The 15,488-nt window shown below is 62.9% G+C and carries 17 protein-coding genes and 1 pseudogene; 13 read left to right on the forward strand and 5 right to left on the reverse strand.

Translation table 11 applies throughout. From position 1 onward, the window contains the following. The first annotated feature begins 3 nt into the window (after positions 1-3). Both QQK95_RS07410 and QQK95_RS07415 read left to right on the forward strand, forming a co-directional pair. Positions 4-2,403, forward strand: a complete 2,400-nt coding sequence (locus QQK95_RS07410; protein ID WP_284270472.1) for a caspase family protein — start codon at positions 4-6, stop codon at positions 2,401-2,403. Positions 2,404-2,406: 3 nt separating this feature from the next. Next, positions 2,407-2,664, forward strand: coding sequence for a hypothetical protein (locus tag QQK95_RS07415; RefSeq protein ID WP_284270576.1), 258 nt, complete (start codon positions 2,407-2,409; stop codon positions 2,662-2,664). Positions 2,665-2,672: 8 nt separating this feature from the next. On the opposite strand, the gene QQK95_RS07420 is transcribed toward QQK95_RS07415, so the two are convergent. The 5 genes from QQK95_RS07420 to QQK95_RS07440 form a co-directional block, all read right to left on the reverse strand. Then, positions 2,673-3,386 (reverse strand): transglutaminase-like cysteine peptidase, encoded by a 714-nt coding sequence (locus tag QQK95_RS07420; RefSeq protein ID WP_284270571.1) that lies wholly within the window; start codon positions 3,384-3,386, stop codon positions 2,673-2,675. Positions 3,387-3,525: 139 nt separating this feature from the next. Beyond that, positions 3,526-3,915 (reverse strand): type II toxin-antitoxin system VapC family toxin, encoded by a 390-nt coding sequence (locus tag QQK95_RS07425; protein WP_284270573.1) that lies wholly within the window; start codon positions 3,913-3,915, stop codon positions 3,526-3,528. Continuing rightward, on the reverse strand, positions 3,902-4,177 hold the full coding sequence (locus QQK95_RS07430) for an AbrB/MazE/SpoVT family DNA-binding domain-containing protein (protein ID WP_284270473.1): 276 nt from the start codon (positions 4,175-4,177) through the stop codon (positions 3,902-3,904). The genes QQK95_RS07425 and QQK95_RS07430 overlap by 14 nt, the downstream gene beginning before the upstream one ends. Before the next feature lie 74 nt (positions 4,178-4,251). Further along, positions 4,252-5,664 carry a metalloprotease TldD gene (gene tldD / locus QQK95_RS07435; protein ID WP_284270474.1) on the reverse strand — a complete coding sequence of 471 codons (1,413 nt, stop codon included), beginning with the start codon at positions 5,662-5,664 and terminating at the stop codon, positions 4,252-4,254. Positions 5,665-5,823: 159 nt separating this feature from the next. Then, the gene (locus QQK95_RS07440) at positions 5,824-6,384 is read right to left on the reverse strand and encodes an invasion associated locus B family protein (RefSeq protein ID WP_284270476.1); all 561 of its coding nucleotides are present in this window, start codon (positions 6,382-6,384) and stop codon (positions 5,824-5,826) included. A gap of 376 nt (positions 6,385-6,760) precedes the next feature. Here QQK95_RS07440 and coxB point away from each other — a divergent pair, with 376 nt between their 5' ends. The 11 genes and pseudogenes from coxB (at position 6,761) to QQK95_RS07495 (ending at position 15,478) form a co-directional block, all read left to right on the forward strand. Continuing rightward, positions 6,761-7,645 (forward strand): cytochrome c oxidase subunit II, encoded by an 885-nt coding sequence (coxB, locus tag QQK95_RS07445; protein ID WP_284270479.1) that lies wholly within the window; start codon positions 6,761-6,763, stop codon positions 7,643-7,645. 38 nt (positions 7,646-7,683) lie between these two features. Next, the gene (ctaD, locus tag QQK95_RS07450) at positions 7,684-9,336 is read left to right on the forward strand and encodes a cytochrome c oxidase subunit I (RefSeq protein ID WP_010914889.1); all 1,653 of its coding nucleotides are present in this window, start codon (positions 7,684-7,686) and stop codon (positions 9,334-9,336) included. A gap of 75 nt (positions 9,337-9,411) precedes the next feature. After that, on the forward strand, positions 9,412-10,356 hold the full coding sequence (locus QQK95_RS07455) for a heme o synthase (protein ID WP_284270482.1): 945 nt from the start codon (positions 9,412-9,414) through the stop codon (positions 10,354-10,356). Positions 10,357-10,358: 2 nt separating this feature from the next. Next, positions 10,359-10,517, forward strand: coding sequence for a hypothetical protein (locus QQK95_RS07460; protein WP_202359565.1), 159 nt, complete (start codon positions 10,359-10,361; stop codon positions 10,515-10,517). Continuing rightward, positions 10,517-11,149, forward strand: coding sequence for a cytochrome c oxidase assembly protein (locus tag QQK95_RS07465; RefSeq protein ID WP_284270484.1), 633 nt, complete (start codon positions 10,517-10,519; stop codon positions 11,147-11,149). Before QQK95_RS07460 ends, QQK95_RS07465 begins: the two co-directional genes overlap by 1 nt. Position 11,150: 1 nt before the next feature. Then, complete coding sequence (locus tag QQK95_RS07470; protein ID WP_284270486.1) at positions 11,151-12,029, forward strand: cytochrome c oxidase subunit 3; 879 nt, start codon at positions 11,151-11,153, stop codon at positions 12,027-12,029. Positions 12,030-12,117: 88 nt separating this feature from the next. Then, positions 12,118-12,234, forward strand: a pseudogene (locus QQK95_RS07475) (L,D-transpeptidase family protein); the annotation flags it as partial. Positions 12,235-12,255: 21 nt separating this feature from the next. Next, complete coding sequence (locus QQK95_RS07480) at positions 12,256-12,642, forward strand: DUF983 domain-containing protein (RefSeq protein WP_143973168.1); 387 nt, start codon at positions 12,256-12,258, stop codon at positions 12,640-12,642. Further along, positions 12,639-13,394, forward strand: a complete 756-nt coding sequence (locus tag QQK95_RS07485; RefSeq protein ID WP_284270492.1) for an SURF1 family protein — start codon at positions 12,639-12,641, stop codon at positions 13,392-13,394. Before QQK95_RS07480 ends, QQK95_RS07485 begins: the two co-directional genes overlap by 4 nt. 105 nt (positions 13,395-13,499) lie before the next feature. Further along, the gene (gene ispH / locus QQK95_RS07490) at positions 13,500-14,510 is read left to right on the forward strand and encodes a 4-hydroxy-3-methylbut-2-enyl diphosphate reductase (protein ID WP_284270494.1); all 1,011 of its coding nucleotides are present in this window, start codon (positions 13,500-13,502) and stop codon (positions 14,508-14,510) included. A gap of 5 nt (positions 14,511-14,515) precedes the next feature. Further along, positions 14,516-15,478 carry a homoserine kinase gene (locus tag QQK95_RS07495; RefSeq protein ID WP_284270497.1) on the forward strand — a complete coding sequence of 321 codons (963 nt, stop codon included), beginning with the start codon at positions 14,516-14,518 and terminating at the stop codon, positions 15,476-15,478. The last annotated feature ends 10 nt before the right edge of the window (positions 15,479-15,488 follow it).

A 15,488-nucleotide genomic window follows, 5' to 3' on the forward strand; every position in this document is an offset into this window, starting at 1 on the left:
CGGATGATCGTAATGCGGACGGTCTCGAAACTCCTCGCTTTCTTTCTTGCCCTCTCCATTTTCGCGTTCGGGTCGACAGCCCTGGCGCTGGCGCAAAGCCAAAAGCGCCTCGCCTTCGTCATCGGCAATGCTGCCTATCCCTCGGGCGCGCTGGCGACGCCGGCCAACGACGCCGGCCTGATTGCCCAGACATTGCAGGCGGCGGGGTTCGACGTGGTTGGCGCGCGCGATGTCGACCAGGAATCGCTGCGAGGCGCCTATCGCGACTTCCTCGCCAAGGTGACGGCGGCCGGTCCCGATGCGGTGGTGTTCGTCTATCTGGCCGGCCAGGGCCTGCAGTTCGAAGGCGAGAACTATTTCGCGCCCGTCGATGCCCAGATCGCGACTGCCACAGATGTGCCGATGGCTGCGGTGCGGATCTCCGACCTCACCAAGCCGCTTGCAGCACTGCCGACCAAGGTCAACATCGTCGTGCTCGACGCGGCGCGGCCAAACGCCTTCGCGAAGTCGAACCAGCCGCTGGCCGGCGGCCTTGCACTGGTCGATCCCGACCCGAACATGCTGATCGCCTTCAACGCCGCGCCGGGCACGGTCGCGCCGGAAGGCAAGGGCCCGTACGGCGCCTATGCGCAAGCGCTTGCCGAGATGATCAGGGATGGCGGTCTGCAGCCTGGTGATGTCTTCGACCGCACGCGCCTGCGCGTCAACGAGGTGACGCAGGGCGCGGAACTGCCCTGGGACGCCTCCAAGATCACCCAGCCTTTCGTCTTCTTCGACCGCGGGCCGGATGCCCCGCCGTCACAGGTTTCGTCAGCCGAGATCCGCACCATGCGGACCAAGGAAATCCGCGACTTCGACGCGCATGATGCCTATGTCGCGACTCTCGATCGCGACACGATGCGCGGCTACGAGGACTTTCTGGTCGCCTACCCCCACGATCCCCTGGCCAGGCGCGTGCGCGCCATCCTGGCGGCGCGGCGCGAGGCGATCACCTGGCGCCAGACCTGGCTGAGGGACACCCCCGAAGCCTACTGGTCCTATCTCGATCGCTATCCGCATGGGCCGCACGCCTGGGATGCTCGCCGCAGGCTCGAGCATTTCGATGCCGCGCTTGAACCGCCGCAGGGTTTTGCCGTCTATGCCTACGACGTGCCGCCGCCACCGCCCGATGAGATCGTCTATGTCGACCGGCCCGTGCTCTATTTCGACGACCCGGAATTCGATTTCGCGCCACCGCCGCCCGTGGCGGTGATCTTCCTGCCGCCGCGGCCGCGCGACTTCATCGAACTGGCTCCGCCGCCGCCGCCGGTCGGCGTCTTCCTTCTGCCGACGCCTGTTTTCGTGCCGGTGCCTGCCTGGGTGAACCCGCCGCGTGATATCTACCCGCCGCCGAACGACGTCATCTTCAACAACATCCACAACACCACGATCATCAACAATACGACGATCAACGAGAACAATAGCCAAGGCGGTGGCCTCACCACCGGCCAGAAGCTGACCGCGGGTGCCGTGGGTGTCGGCGCGGCGGCACTGGCCACCAAGGTGGCGCTGCCGGCCTTCCTGCAGAAAAAGGAGGCCGTGCTGTCCAAGCAGAACCCGGGCGGCATCCCGCTGAAGCCGGGGCAGGGTGGGCAGCAGCCGGGCGGTGTCACGCCGCTGTCGAAGACATTGCCTGCCAACAAGCTCACAGGTCATGCCTTGCCCGGCGCCGACGGCAACACGCTGCCCCTCGTCAATGGCAAGCCGGTGCTAAATGGACAGAACCTGCCCAACAACCCGAACCTGCCGAAGGACAAGTCCAGGAAGCTCCTGAACAAGCGGGGCACGGCAGGTGGAAACGCCGTGACCGGCAACCCGGTGGTGAGTGGGCAAAACGGGGCCAATGGCCAAGGCAATGGGCAAGGCCAGAACGGTACCGGCAAGACCGGCAAGGATGCCAAGTTCCGCAAGATCCCAGGGGCCAACGCCGGGCCTGCAGCGAATGGAGTGAAAAACCCATCGGCGCTCAATGGCCAGAATTCAGGCCAGAACCCGCCCAACGGCAAGTTCAAGAAGCTCCACAATCAGGGCGGCGGCCAGACAAACGGCCAGGTCAATGGGCAAGGCAACCAGGCCCAGGGCAATGGCAACGGGCCGAAACTCCACAAATTGCCTGCCAACGGCAACGGTGGCGGCAATGTCCAGCAGAAATTCAAGGTCAGCAATGGCAACCCGCAGCTGAAGGTGCAGGGTCAGCCCAAGCCGGAGTTCCACGCCCAGCCCAAGCCGGAGTTCCATGCCCAGCCGAAGCAGCAGATCCAGCAAGTGCACCGGCAGCCGCAGGCACAGCCAAAGCCGCAGCAGCCGCCAGCCGTCAAGAAGCCGTCTTGCGGGCACCCCAATGAGCCCGCCTGCAAGAAATAGGGCGTGTCGCCGGATGTGATCCAGCTTGGTCGGACCGCGATTTCCAGGCAATGCTCCGCGATTGCGGACGCCAAGAAGCTGCATGGCAAGGCGCGCGAGAAGTTTCGGGCTGACTGCAAGAAGAACGGTGGCAAAGCCACCCGATCAGCCGCCGATTTCGGCTGTTGTTGCCAGCCTGCCCTGCCGGGAAGGCTGGCGGCGGTTCCTTCATCCCGAGCGCTGAACTCACCGGACGATGGCGCCTGGACCGCCGCGGCCTGAAAGATTGCTCAGTCTACGAGCTTGGCAATGTTCGTCAGGGTCTTCGGCGTACCGCCCCGCCGGTTGATCGAGACCCAGATATTCGGGTTCTGCTGCGACTGGCGTTTCACGAAGTAATAGCCGGTCGCGTTCCAGGGCCTGATCTCGTCGACCAGATTGTCGAGGACCAGATCGCCCTTGTCGGTTTTCACCGTCAGGATGGTGTGGCCTTCATTGTCGAGGTCGTGGACCACGGTCATCAGCAGCGCCTGCCGGGGAAATCCCGCCTCCATGAGAAGCTTGCGCTTGTAGAGCGCGTAGATCTTGCAGTCGCCCTTGCCGTCCACCGGATAGTCCCAGTGGTCCATCATCGTGCCCCAGTGATCGAAATTGCTGACGGGCTTGATGGACCTGTTCGCCTGCTGATTTATCCGCTTCAGGGTGCGCAGGTTCTGCGCGGTCAGCTTGACATTCGTGGCCGGCAGAGCGGGCACCTTGCACTCTTTTGGTCGGCGATGGCAGAAATCGACCCAGCCGTAGGGGACGCTGGTGGGGCCGCCAACCGCGACCGAGAGCGAGGCACCCGAGGACGATTGCGTTTTCCCGAACAAGGTCGACTGCTTGGGCAAGGTGGATTGCGCCGACGCAGAGCCGACATCCAGCGACGTTGCGCCGAGCGAAACACAGCCAAGCAGGAAGGAGGAAGTCAGGACGCCGAGGGAACGCAGCACTGGCAACACCATCGCACGAGAGGATCGATCAAAGCTAATGTGGCGATCGTGCGCGATCAATTAAACATTTAAGAAGGCGTTAACATGTTCGTGTTCGCGGCCCGCAACGCGCCGTGGCGCCGGCACAAGGCAATGCGCCACGCAGTCATCGCTATGCTTCTTGCACGTCCCCAAACCCGGCGGCTTGCGCGGTCTTGATCAATTGGCGGTCGAAGGTCGCAAATCCCGTGCAATGCGCCGATTTGCCGAGGTGTAGCGCATTCGCGAAATCCACACCGGTCTCGACCAGATCGAGCGCGGAAGAGACCATTGCCGCGTCTTCGATTTCAACCGTAGGAAGGCCGCCGAACGCCCGCAAAGCTCTGACGATAGCGGCCTGATCATAGCCGTAGGCGCTGCGCAGCACCCACTCGACTTCCAGGACAACTGTCACGGCGACAAAAACCGGTCGGTCATCGATGACGCGCCGGGCGCGCGGGGATTGGTCGGGATGATCGTTGGTCAGGTACCGAACGACGACATTGGTATCAATCGCGAGCATGCCGTCGCCGTGCTTCGGCAAGAACGCCCGCATCCATGTCTTCAAGCGTTTTCGGTCTGCCGTTATGAGGCAGCAAACCAAAGACGTCTTGAGGCCGGGTAGCGGCGAAGGCAGGTGCTGGCCTTAAGAGAACGCCTTCAGGCGTGTCTTCGACCACCAGGCGGGTGCCGGCGCCCCATTTCCTGCGTTTGCGGATGGCGCTCGGCAGGATCACTTGCCCCTTGGTTGAGACGGTGGTGGTGAGCTTTTCAGAGCCGGCCATTGTCGTTTGCCTCGATGTAAGACAAGCGTAAGATAGCTGGAAGCAACGCCGACCTCAAGGCTATAGGGTCCCCGTCAAACCCTGGTGCCGCCCACCGTCATCTGGTTCATCCTGAGATGCGGCTGGCCGACGCCGACCGGCACGCCCTGTCCGGCCTTGCCGCACATGCCGATGCCATTGTCGAGCTTCATGTCGTTGCCGACCATCGAGACGCGGTGCATGGCGTCAGGCCCGTTGCCGATCAGCATGGCGCCCTTGATCGGCTGCGTCACCTTGCCGTTCTCGATCATGTAAGCCTCGGTGCAGCCGAACACGAATTTGCCCGAGGTGATGTCCACCTGGCCGCCGCCGAAGGAGACGGCGTAGATGCCGTTCTTGACCGAGGCGATGATCTCGTCCGGCTCCATGTCGCCTGACGTCATGTACGTGTTGGTCATGCGCGGCATCGGCTGGTGCGCATACCCTTCGCGCCGGCCGTTGCCGGTGGCCTTCATGCCCATCAGCCGGGCGTTCTGTCGGTCCTGCATGTAGCCGACCAGTTTACCGTCCTCGATCAGCACGTTGCGGGCCGAAGGCGTGCCTTCATCATCGACGGTGAGAGAGCCGCGCCGCTCCGGGATGGTGCCGTCATCGACGACGGTGACGCCCTTGGCGGCGACCTGCTGGCCGAGCAGGCCGGCGAAGGCCGACGTCTTCTTGCGGTTGAAATCGCCTTCCAGCCCGTGCCCGACGGCCTCGTGCAGCATGACGCCCGGCCAGCCGCTGGACAGCACGATGTCGAAGGTGCCGGCAGGAGCGGGGATGGCTTCGAGATTGACCAGCGCCTGCCTCAGAGCCTCCTTGGCGGCATGCTTCCAGCTGTCCTCGATCAGGAAGTCGCCGAACGCCTTGCGTCCGCCCATGCCGTAGGAGCCGCTTTCCTGGCGGTCGCCGTCGCCGACGACAACCGAGACGTTGATGCGGACCAGCGGCCTGATATCGCGCACCATCTGGCCGTCGGCGCGCACGATCTCGACATGCTGCCAGGATGCCGCGAGCGAGGCCGTCACCTGGCGCACGCGCGGATCCTCGGCGCGCAGCCAGGCGTCGATCTCCTGCAGCAGCTTTGCCTTGGCCTCGAAGGAGGGCGAGGGGATCGGGTTCTCGTCGCCGTAGAGATGGCGGTTGGTGCGGGCGGGGGCGGCGGCAAGCGTACCGGAATAACCACCCTTGACCGTCGAGACGGCGGCGGCCGCGCGCAGCAGCGAGGCCTCTGACAGGTCGCTCGAATGGGCATAGCCGCTGGCTTCACCCGCGACCGCGCGCAGGCCAAACCCCTGGTCGGTGTTGAAATTGGCGGTTTTCAGCCGGCCATTGTCGAACATCAGCGCCTCGCTCTCGCTGTATTCGAGAAAAAGTTCGCCGTCGTCGGCGCCGTTGATGGTGTCGGCGACGATCCGCTTGATGCGATCGTCGGAAATGTCGAATTGGCCGATCAGGCTGTTCATGGCGCGTCCGTCCGTGGGAAGATTGCTTTCCCCCGATGTAGGCGCGAAGCCGCGCCCGCACAATCGGCAATGAGGATCAGCACCGACGAATGGCAAAGGCCGGCCGATGCGGCATTCAGGAAAGCCGCGTCAGAACCCCGTTCTGCGCCAAGCACAGGATCAGGGGAGGGCGGCGAAGCCGTCGGCAAAACCCTTGAGGTCGACCGGGATGCCGATGCCTTCTTCCGGCGTCTGGAAGACGATGAACGTCGCCGACGTGCCGGTCTTAAGCGTGTCGAGCAGCGGCTTTTCGAGGATGACCTCGGCATAGCAGCCGTCCTGGAAGCAGCGCACGAAATAGGCGCGGCCGATGTCCTTGCCGTCGACATTGAGGCCGAGCCCGTTCGGCAAAAGCACGCCAAGCGGCGCCAGCACGCGCAGGATCTCCGCCTTGTTGTCGGCGGTGCGCAGCACGACCACCGACAGTCCCATCTCCGGACGGTCCTCGGCGACGACATTCTGCATCATCACGCATTGTTCGGAGGTGGCACCCGCCGGCGTGTCGCAGATGATCGACCATGCGCCATGCGTCGAGCGCACCGTGCCGCTTGGCTGGGCGGCATTGGCCTGACCGGCGACGAACAGACCGGCCGCGGACAAGGCGGCAAGAAACACGGCCCTGACCAAGGTGCTCGAAAGCCCCTGTCTCGTATGCCCCAGTCTCGAAAGCCAAGAGTTCATGACGGCTCCATTGCGAATCACGGCACTTTAAGCCGCGCCAATGCCAAGTAAAGGACGAGACCGCTGCCGAACTGTCCCGAAACAGGCAATACAGCGCTTTTCCCTCCCAAATTTGCCTGAATTACGACGCTTCGCACACACCGTCGGCGTGAGGCGGGCGGCCCGCCGAACATACGCGATTCGCTGCCATGGCCGGTGGCCCGGAAGAGCCATCTCAGCTTGCGCGCAAAAATGCCGCACAGTTTCCTCCGCTCCTTTCTTGCGGAGGGAAAAAGAGTATGGTTTGAACCACCTTGAGACTGTTGGGATTCCCGTCCCGGCATTGTTCGTTATTCTCGTTGGCGCCGCCGCGAGGAACTGGGAGACGAAGAGGGCGATGAGAAATTTCCTAGCAGACGCCAAGTTTCTAGCCAGTGCTGGGGCTGCCACCGCGCTTTTCGCCGGCACGTCCGCCCATGCCGATCAGCCCGTGGCGTGGGAGACGACCTTCCAGGCGCCGGCGACCGACATGATGCGGCAGATCGAATGGTTCGGAAACTACACGATGTGGTTCATCGTCCCGATCACCATTCTGGTGCTGCTTCTCCTCGCCTACTGCATCATCAGGTTCCGTGCGAGCGCAAACCCGGTTCCCTCCAAGACCAGCCACAATACACTGATCGAGGTGATCTGGACCGTCGGCCCGGTCGTCGTCCTGCTCTGTCTCGCCATCCCCTCGTTCCAGCTCCTGACCGCGCAGTACACACCGCCGGAAGAAGCCAAGCTGACCGTCAAGGCGACCGGCAACCAGTGGAATTGGGACTACGAATACCAGACCGACAACACGCTCTCCTTCAATTCGGCCATCCTCCAGGATGGCGACCGCGCCAAGGCCGGCAAGGAGGATCGCAAGGTTTATCCGCGCCTGCTCGCCGTCGACAATGAACTGGTGGTGCCGGTCAACACGATGACGCGCGTGCTCGTCACCGCGACCGATGTGATCCATTCCTTCGCCATGCCGTCTTTCGGCATCAAGATCGACGCCATTCCGGGACGCACCAACGAGACCTGGTTCAAGGCGGAGAAGGAAGGCCTCTACTATGGTCAGTGCTCGCAGCTTTGCGGCAAGGACCACGCCTTCATGCCGATCGCCATTCGTGTCGTCTCCGACGCGCAGTTCAAGACCTGGCTGGCCGCGGCCAAGACCGATCTGCCCGGCGCCAACAAGACGCTGATGGCCGAGGTCGATGGCCAGAACAAGGTAGCGGCCGCCGGCAATTGATGCCGCGGCTTAGCAAGATTTAGGGAACGGAGCGGAACATGGCAGACGCTGCAGCTCACGACGGCCACGACCACAAGCCTTATCATGGCTGGGTGCGCTGGGTCTATTCGACCAATCACAAGGACATCGGCACGCTCTACCTGATCTTCGCGATCATGGCCGGCATCATCGGCGGCGCGCTGTCGGTCGCCATCCGCATGGAGCTGCAGGAGCCCGGCATCCAGATCTTCAGCGGTCTGGCGCAGATGGTCTACGGCATGAACGGTGACGCCGCGATCGACGGCGGCAAGAGCATGTACAATGCCTTCGCCACCGCGCATGCGCTGATCATGATCTTCTTCATGGTCATGCCGGCCCTGATCGGCGGCTTCGCCAACTGGATGGTGCCGATCATGATCGGCGCGCCCGACATGGCGTTCCCGCGCATGAACAACATCTCCTTCTGGCTGCTGCCGCCTGCCTTTATCCTGCTGCTCACCTCTATGTTCGTGCCCAGCGCACCGGGCGCCTTCGGTGTCGGCGGTGGCTGGACGCTTTATCCGCCGCTGTCGACCTCGGGTCAGCCCGGCCCGGCCATGGATCTGGCGATCCTGTCGATCCACATCGCCGGTGCCTCGTCGATTCTCGGCGCCATCAACTTCATCACCACCATCTTCAACATGCGCGCTCCGGGCATGACGCTGCACAAGATGCCGCTGTTCGCCTGGTCGGTGCTGGTCACCGCCTTCCTGCTGCTGTTGTCCCTGCCGGTCCTGGCCGGCGGCATCACCATGCTGCTCACCGACCGCAACTTCGGCACCACCTTCTTTGCTCCCGATGGCGGCGGCGACCCGCTGCTGTTCCAGCACCTGTTCTGGTTCTTCGGCCATCCGGAAGTGTACATCCTGATCCTGCCGGGCTTCGGCATCATCAGCCATATCGTCTCGACCTTCTCGAAGAAGCCGGTGTTCGGTTATCTCGGCATGGCCTACGCCATGGTCGCGATCGGCGCCGTCGGCTTCATCGTCTGGGCGCACCACATGTACACGACCGGCTTGTCGCTCGACACGCAGCGCTACTTCGTCTTCGCCACCATGGTCATCGCGGTGCCGACGGGCGTGAAGATCTTCTCCTGGATCGCGACGATGTGGGGCGGGTCGATCTCGTTCAAGACGCCGATGCTGTGGGCGCTGGGCTTCATCTTCCTGTTCACCATCGGTGGCGTCACCGGCGTCCAGCTGGCTAATGCCGGCCTCGACCGCTCGCTGCATGACACCTATTTCGTCATCGCCCATTTCCACTATGTGCTGTCGCTGGGCGCGGTGTTCGCCATCTTCGCCGGTTGGTACTACTGGTTCCCCAAGATGACCGGCTACATGTATTCGCCCGTCATCGCCAACACCCACTTCTGGGTCACCTTCGTCGGCGTCAACCTGATCTTCTTCCCGCAGCATTTCCTTGGCCTGGCCGGCATGCCGCGCCGCACCATCGATTATCCGGACGCGTTTGCCGGCTGGAACTACGTGTCGTCGATCGGCTCCTATATCTCGGCCGTCGGCGTGGCGATCTTCCTCTACGGCGTGTTCGAAGCCTTCCAGAAGAAGCGGATCGCCGGCGCCAATCCATGGGGCGAGGGCGCCACCACGCTCGAATGGCAGCTGCCTTCGCCACCGCCGTTCCACCAGTGGGAGCAGCTGCCGAAGATCAAGTAAGGCGGCTCCTCGCCCGAATACGAAACCGCCGGCTCGCCGGCGGTTTTGGCCAACGGAATGATGGACTGAGTACGCATGGCCCTAGTCGACGAAACCAGCATTGACGAAGCGGGCTTCCGCATGTCGGAAGCGACGGCGGGCGATTTCTTCGCCCTGCTGAAGCCGCGCGTCATGTCGCTGGTGGTGTTCACCGCCTTTGTCGGGCTGGTCGCCGCGCCGGTGACCATCAATCCGTTGCTGGCGGTGATCGCCATCCTGTCCATTGCCATTGGCGCCGGTGCCTCGGGCGCGCTGAACATGTGGTACGACGCCGACATCGACGCGGTGATGACCAGGACCGCAAGCCGGCCGGTGCCATCCGGCCGCATCCAGCCACACGAGGCGCTCAGCTTCGGCCTGGTGCTGTCGGTGCTGTCGGTGATGACCCTCGGCGTGCTCGTCAATTGGCTGTCGGCGACGCTGCTGGCGTTCACCATCTTCTTTTATGCCGTCGTCTACACGATGTGGCTCAAGCGCTGGACGCCGCAGAACATCGTCATCGGCGGCGCGGCCGGTGCCATTCCGCCGGTCATCGGATGGGCCGCGGTGACCGGTTCGGTCAGCCTCGAAAGCATCGTCCTGTTCCTGATCATCTTCCTGTGGACGCCGCCGCATTTCTGGGCGCTGGCGCTGTTCAAGTCCGAGGACTATGGGCGTGCCGGCATCCCGATGATGCCCAATGTCGCCGGCCAGGCGTCGACTCGCCGTCAGATCTTCGCCTATGCGCTGGTGCTGGCCCCGGTCGGCGTGGCGCCGTGGCTGCTCGGCTACACCACGCCCTTCTATGGCGTGGCCGCCATGCTGCTAGGGATCGGCTTTGTCTGGTATGCGTGGAAAGTGCTCGGCATGGCCGACGACGACCGCGTCATGAAGCCGGCCAAGGCGCTGTTTGCCTATTCGCTGCTTTATCTCTTCGCCATCTTCGCTGCCTACCTGGCCGACAGCGTTGTCGAACGCGCGCTTGCCATGGGTGGGGCATGATCATGGTCGAGGAAAAGCTTGAGACGGTCACCTTGACCGATCGCCAGAGGAAAGCCCAGCGCAGCCGATCCATTGCTATCGGCGTGGCGCTGGCGGTGCTTGTCGTGATTTTCTACATCGCCACGATCGTCAAGTTCGGCCACAATCTGGGCACGATGTGATGAGCGTCGAGATATCCAAAAAGCCGGCCGGCAAGAACAGCAACGCGATCGTCGCGGCTGTCTGCCTTGCCTTCTTCACCGGCATGATCGGCATGGCCTATGCGGCCGTGCCGCTCTACAAGATGTTCTGCCAGGCGACCGGCTATGGCGGCACGACGCAACGTGTCGAGAAGCAATATGCCGGCCGCGTGCTTGACCGTGAGATCACCGTGCGCTTCGACGCCAACATTGCCGGCGTGCCATGGGAATTCCAGCCGGTCCAGCGCGCGATGACCATGAAGATCGGCGAGACCGTGCAGGCGCACTATCAGGCGACCAACAAGTTCGATCGTCCCGTCACCGGCCGCGCCACCTTTAACGTACAGCCGGAACTGGCAGGCCCGTATTTCAACAAGGTCGAGTGTTTCTGCTTCACCGATACGTCGCTGAAGCCTGGCGAGACGCTGGACATGCCGGTCCTGTTCTATGTGGACCCCGATATCGTGAATGTGCCGGAACTGAAGGACGTGAAGACGATCACGCTGTCCTATACGATGTTCCCGGTCGAGAAGAACAAGCCGGTCGCCTCTTCGGAGCCGGTCCAAGGCACCAGCAAGACAGTTTCAGATACCGAAGCAAATCTCGGGGGTTGATATGGCAGACGCGCACGCAAAACATCACGACTATCATCTCGTCGATCCAAGCCCGTGGCCTTTCCTGGGCTCGATCGGGGCGCTCGTCATGGCCTTTGGCGGCGTCTGCCTCATGGAGTATTTGAAGGGCGGCTCCTTCCCGATCTTCGGTCACAACATCGCCAATCCGTGGCTGTTCTTCATCGGCCTGGTGATCGTGCTCTACACCATGTTCGCCTGGTGGTCGGACACGATCAAGGAAGCGCATGAGGGTCATCACACGCGCGTCGTGTCGCTGCATCTGCGCTACGGCATGATCATGTTCATCGCCTCGGAGGTGATGTTCTTCGTCGCCTGGTTCTGGGCCTATTTCGATGCCAGCCTTTTTGCTGGCGAGGCACAGAATTACGCGCGCCACACATTTACCGGTGGCGTCTGGCCGCCGAAGGGCATGGAAGTTCTCGATCCCTTCCACCTGCCGCTCTACAACACCGTCATCCTGCTGCTGTCAGGCACCACGGTCACCTGGGCGCACCATTCGCTGCTTCACGGCGACCGCAAGGGGCTGATCAACGGCCTGGTGCTGACCGTCGGCCTCGGAATGCTGTTCACCATGGTGCAGGCGTACGAGTATATGCATGCTCCGTTCGGCTTCAAGGATTCGATCTACGGCGCCACCTTCTTCATGGCCACCGGCTTCCATGGCTTCCATGTCATCATCGGCACCATCTTCCTGCTGGTCTGCCTGATCCGTGCGATCAAGGGCGACTTCACCCCCAAGCAGCATTTCGGCTTCGAGGCGGCCGCCTGGTACTGGCACTTCGTCGACGTGGTCTGGCTGTTCCTGTTCGCCTCGATCTATGTCTGGGGATCGGTAGGCGCGGTGATCGAAGGCCACTGATCCGACCTTTCGCATTCGGAATTTCAAGAAGGCGGCCGCGGCGACGCGGCCGCCTTCTTCATTTCGGCGCAATGATCGCCGACCGATCGGCTGGCTGCTTCAATTGGTCGACTGGACCGATGGCTGCATTGCCGTTACGGATTCAGACATGGACGAAATCCGGGCAAGGGTGACCTGTGGGACACCGATCGAGATCGAGCAATAATCATGAGTGACGGCCCCATCCATGACTGAAGACAAGGCGATCTGGCCTCCGATCGACCCGATTTCGGCCGGCCTGCACGGCCGCTGCCCGCGTTGCGGCGAAGGGCGGCTGTTTTCCGGCTTCCTCACCGTCGGCAAACGCTGCGTCAATTGCGGCCTCGACTATTCCTTCGCCGATGCCGGCGACGGACCGGCGGTCTTCGTCATCCTGATCATCGGCTTCATCATCGTCGGTCTGGCGCTCTGGGTCGAGGTGACGTTGAGCCCGCCGCTCTGGCTGCATCTGCTGGTCTGGATCCCGCTGGCCCTGGTGCTGTGCCTGACGGCGCTGCGGCTGATCAAGGGCGTGCTCCTCACTCTCCAATATGCCAACAAGGCGGCCGAAGGCCGGTTGGACCGCGGCGAATGAACGAGGCATCCATCAAAGGTGCCGGCCGTTCGCGGCCACGATCGGCATTGCTGCTCGGCCTTGGCCTGGTGTTGCTTTTGATCCTGCTGGCGCTCGGCACCTGGCAGGTCCAGCGCCTGCACTGGAAGGAAGGCCTCCTGCAGACCATCGACCAGCGCACGCATTCGGCGCCGCTGCCGCTGGCCGAAGTCGAGAAGGAATTCGCCACGACCGGCGACGTCGACTACACGCCGGTCACGGTCTCCGGCACGTTCCTGCATTCGGGCGAACGGCATTTCTACGCGACCTGGGAAGGCGACGCCGGCTTCAACGTCTACACACCGCTTGCCCTCGACGATGGCCGCTTCGTGCTGATCAATCGTGGTTTCATACCCTATGATCTGAAGGACCCGGCCAAGCGCGCCAAGGGGCAGATCCCAGGCAAGGTGACCATCACCGGGCTTGCCCGCAACCCGCTGCCGGCAAAGCCGTCGATGATGCTTCCCGACAATGACGTGGCGAAGAACATCTTCTACTGGAAGGATCGCGACGCCATGGCGGCGAGCGCCGGCCTGCCGGCCGGATTCAGGCTGGCGCAAATCTTCATCGATGCCGACAAGACGCCGAATCCCGGCGGTTTGCCGATCGGCGGCGTCACCATCATCGACCTGCCGAACAGCCATCTGCAATATGCGATGACCTGGTATGGACTTGCGGCGGCACTCGCCGCCGTGCTCATCCTGCGGCTTCGCCGTCCCGCCAAAGAGGAATGACCGCGCGCGACGCCCCCCTTTCCACCCACGCCCTTGACAGGGCCTGCTCTTGACAGAACAGGGGTAGGCACCTCATTTCGGCGCTGACGAACCGGCCAGGATTCAATGCTTCAGACAACCTACAAGCCTCCGCTGACGATCCGGCTCTGCCAGCCGCGCGGTTTCTGCGCCGGCGTTGACCGCGCCATTCAGATCGTGGTGCTGGCGCTGAAGAAATACGGCGCGCCGGTCTATGTCCGCCACGAGATCGTGCATAACCGTTACGTTGTCGAAGGGCTGCAAAGCCTTGGCGCCGTCTTCATCGAGGAGCTTTCGGAGATCCCGGCCGAACACCGGCAGTCGCCGGTCGTCTTCTCGGCGCATGGCGTGCCGAAATCGGTGCCGGCGGACGCGCAGGCGCGCAATCTGTTCTATCTCGACGCCACCTGCCCGCTGGTCTCCAAGGTCCACAAACAGGCGATGCGCCATCAGCGGCTTGGCCGCCATGTGCTGTTGATCGGTCATGCCGGCCACCCCGAGGTGATCGGCACGATGGGCCAATTGCCGGAAGGCGCGGTTACGCTGGTCGAGACCGAGGCCGATGCCGCCAGGCTCGTGCCCGCCGATCCGAAGGCGCTTGGCTTCGTCACCCAGACCACACTGTCGGTCGAGGACACTGCCGGCATCATTCGTGCGCTGCGGGAGCGCTTTCCCGATCTGCAGGCGCCGGCGGCTGAATCGATCTGCTACGCCACCACCAACCGCCAGGAAGCGGTCAAGGACACCGCCCCGGGCGCTGATCTCTATCTGATCGTCGGCGCTCCCAATTCCTCCAATTCGCGGCGCCTCGTCGAAGTGGCCGAGCGTGCCGGCGCCACAATGTCGCTTCTCGTGCAGCGCGCCGCCGAGATTCCGTGGAATGACATCGGCACCATTTCGACGCTCGGCCTGTCGGCGGGGGCATCGGCGCCGGAGATCATCGTCGACGAGATCATCGACGCGTTCCGCCAGCGCTTCGACGTCACCATCGACCTCGCCATCACGGCCACCGAAACAGAGGATTTTCCGGTCATGCGGGTACTGCGCGATGTCGAACTGACACCGGCCGACATGGCCTTCGTCAATGGGGCCGCGTAAGGCACATGGCGGTCTATACCGACGTTGCGGAGGGCGAGCTCGGCGCTTTCCTGAAACACTACCCGGTCGGCGATCTCCTGTCTTACAAGGGCATCGCCGAAGGCACCGAGAATTCGAACTTCCTGCTGCACACCTCAAGCGGTTCCTACATCCTGACGCTGTATGAAAAGCGGGTCGACAAAGCGGATCTGCCGTTTTTCCTCGGACTGATGGGCCATCTCGCCAACAAGGGCGTGTCCTGCCCGCTTCCGGTGACCGCGCATGACGGCAGCGTCATCGGTACGCTGGCCGGTCGCCCGGCGGTCATCATCACCTTCCTCGAAGGGCTTTCGCTGCGGCGCCCAACGGCAACGCACTGCGCCGAGGTCGGCAAGGCGCTGGCCGCCTTGCACCTGGCCGGCGCCGATTTTCCGATGACCCGCCCGAATGCGCTCGCCATCGACGGTTGGCGCAAGCTTTGGAATGCAGCCCGCGACCGGGCCGACGAGGTCGAGCCGGGCCTGGCGGCCGAGGTCGATGCCGACTTCGCCGATTTCGAGCGGAACTGGCCGAAGGGGCTTCCGGCAGGCATCATCCATGCCGATCTGTTTCCGGACAACGTCTTCTTCCTGGGCGAAAAGCTGTCCGGCCTGATCGACTTCTATTTCGCCTGCGACGACCTCTACGCCTATGATGTCGCCACCTGCCTCAACGCCTGGTGTTTCGAGAAGGATTTCTCCTTCAACCTCACCAAGGGCAAGGCATTGCTCGCCGGCTATCAGAGCGTGCGTCCTCTGAGCGCAGAGGAAAAAGCGGCACTGCCGATGCTGTCGCGCGGTTCGGCGCTGCGTTTCATGCTGACCCGGCTCTACGACTGGCTGACCGTTCCCGATGGCGGCCTGGTCATGAAACGCGACCCGACCGAATATATCAGGCGGATGCGATTCCATCGGGCGATCAAATCTGCTTCGGAATATGGATTGGCCTGACTGGGGTATC

Source organism: Mesorhizobium huakuii (assembly GCF_030160235.1).
GTDB lineage: Bacteria > Pseudomonadota > Alphaproteobacteria > Rhizobiales > Rhizobiaceae > Mesorhizobium > Mesorhizobium huakuii.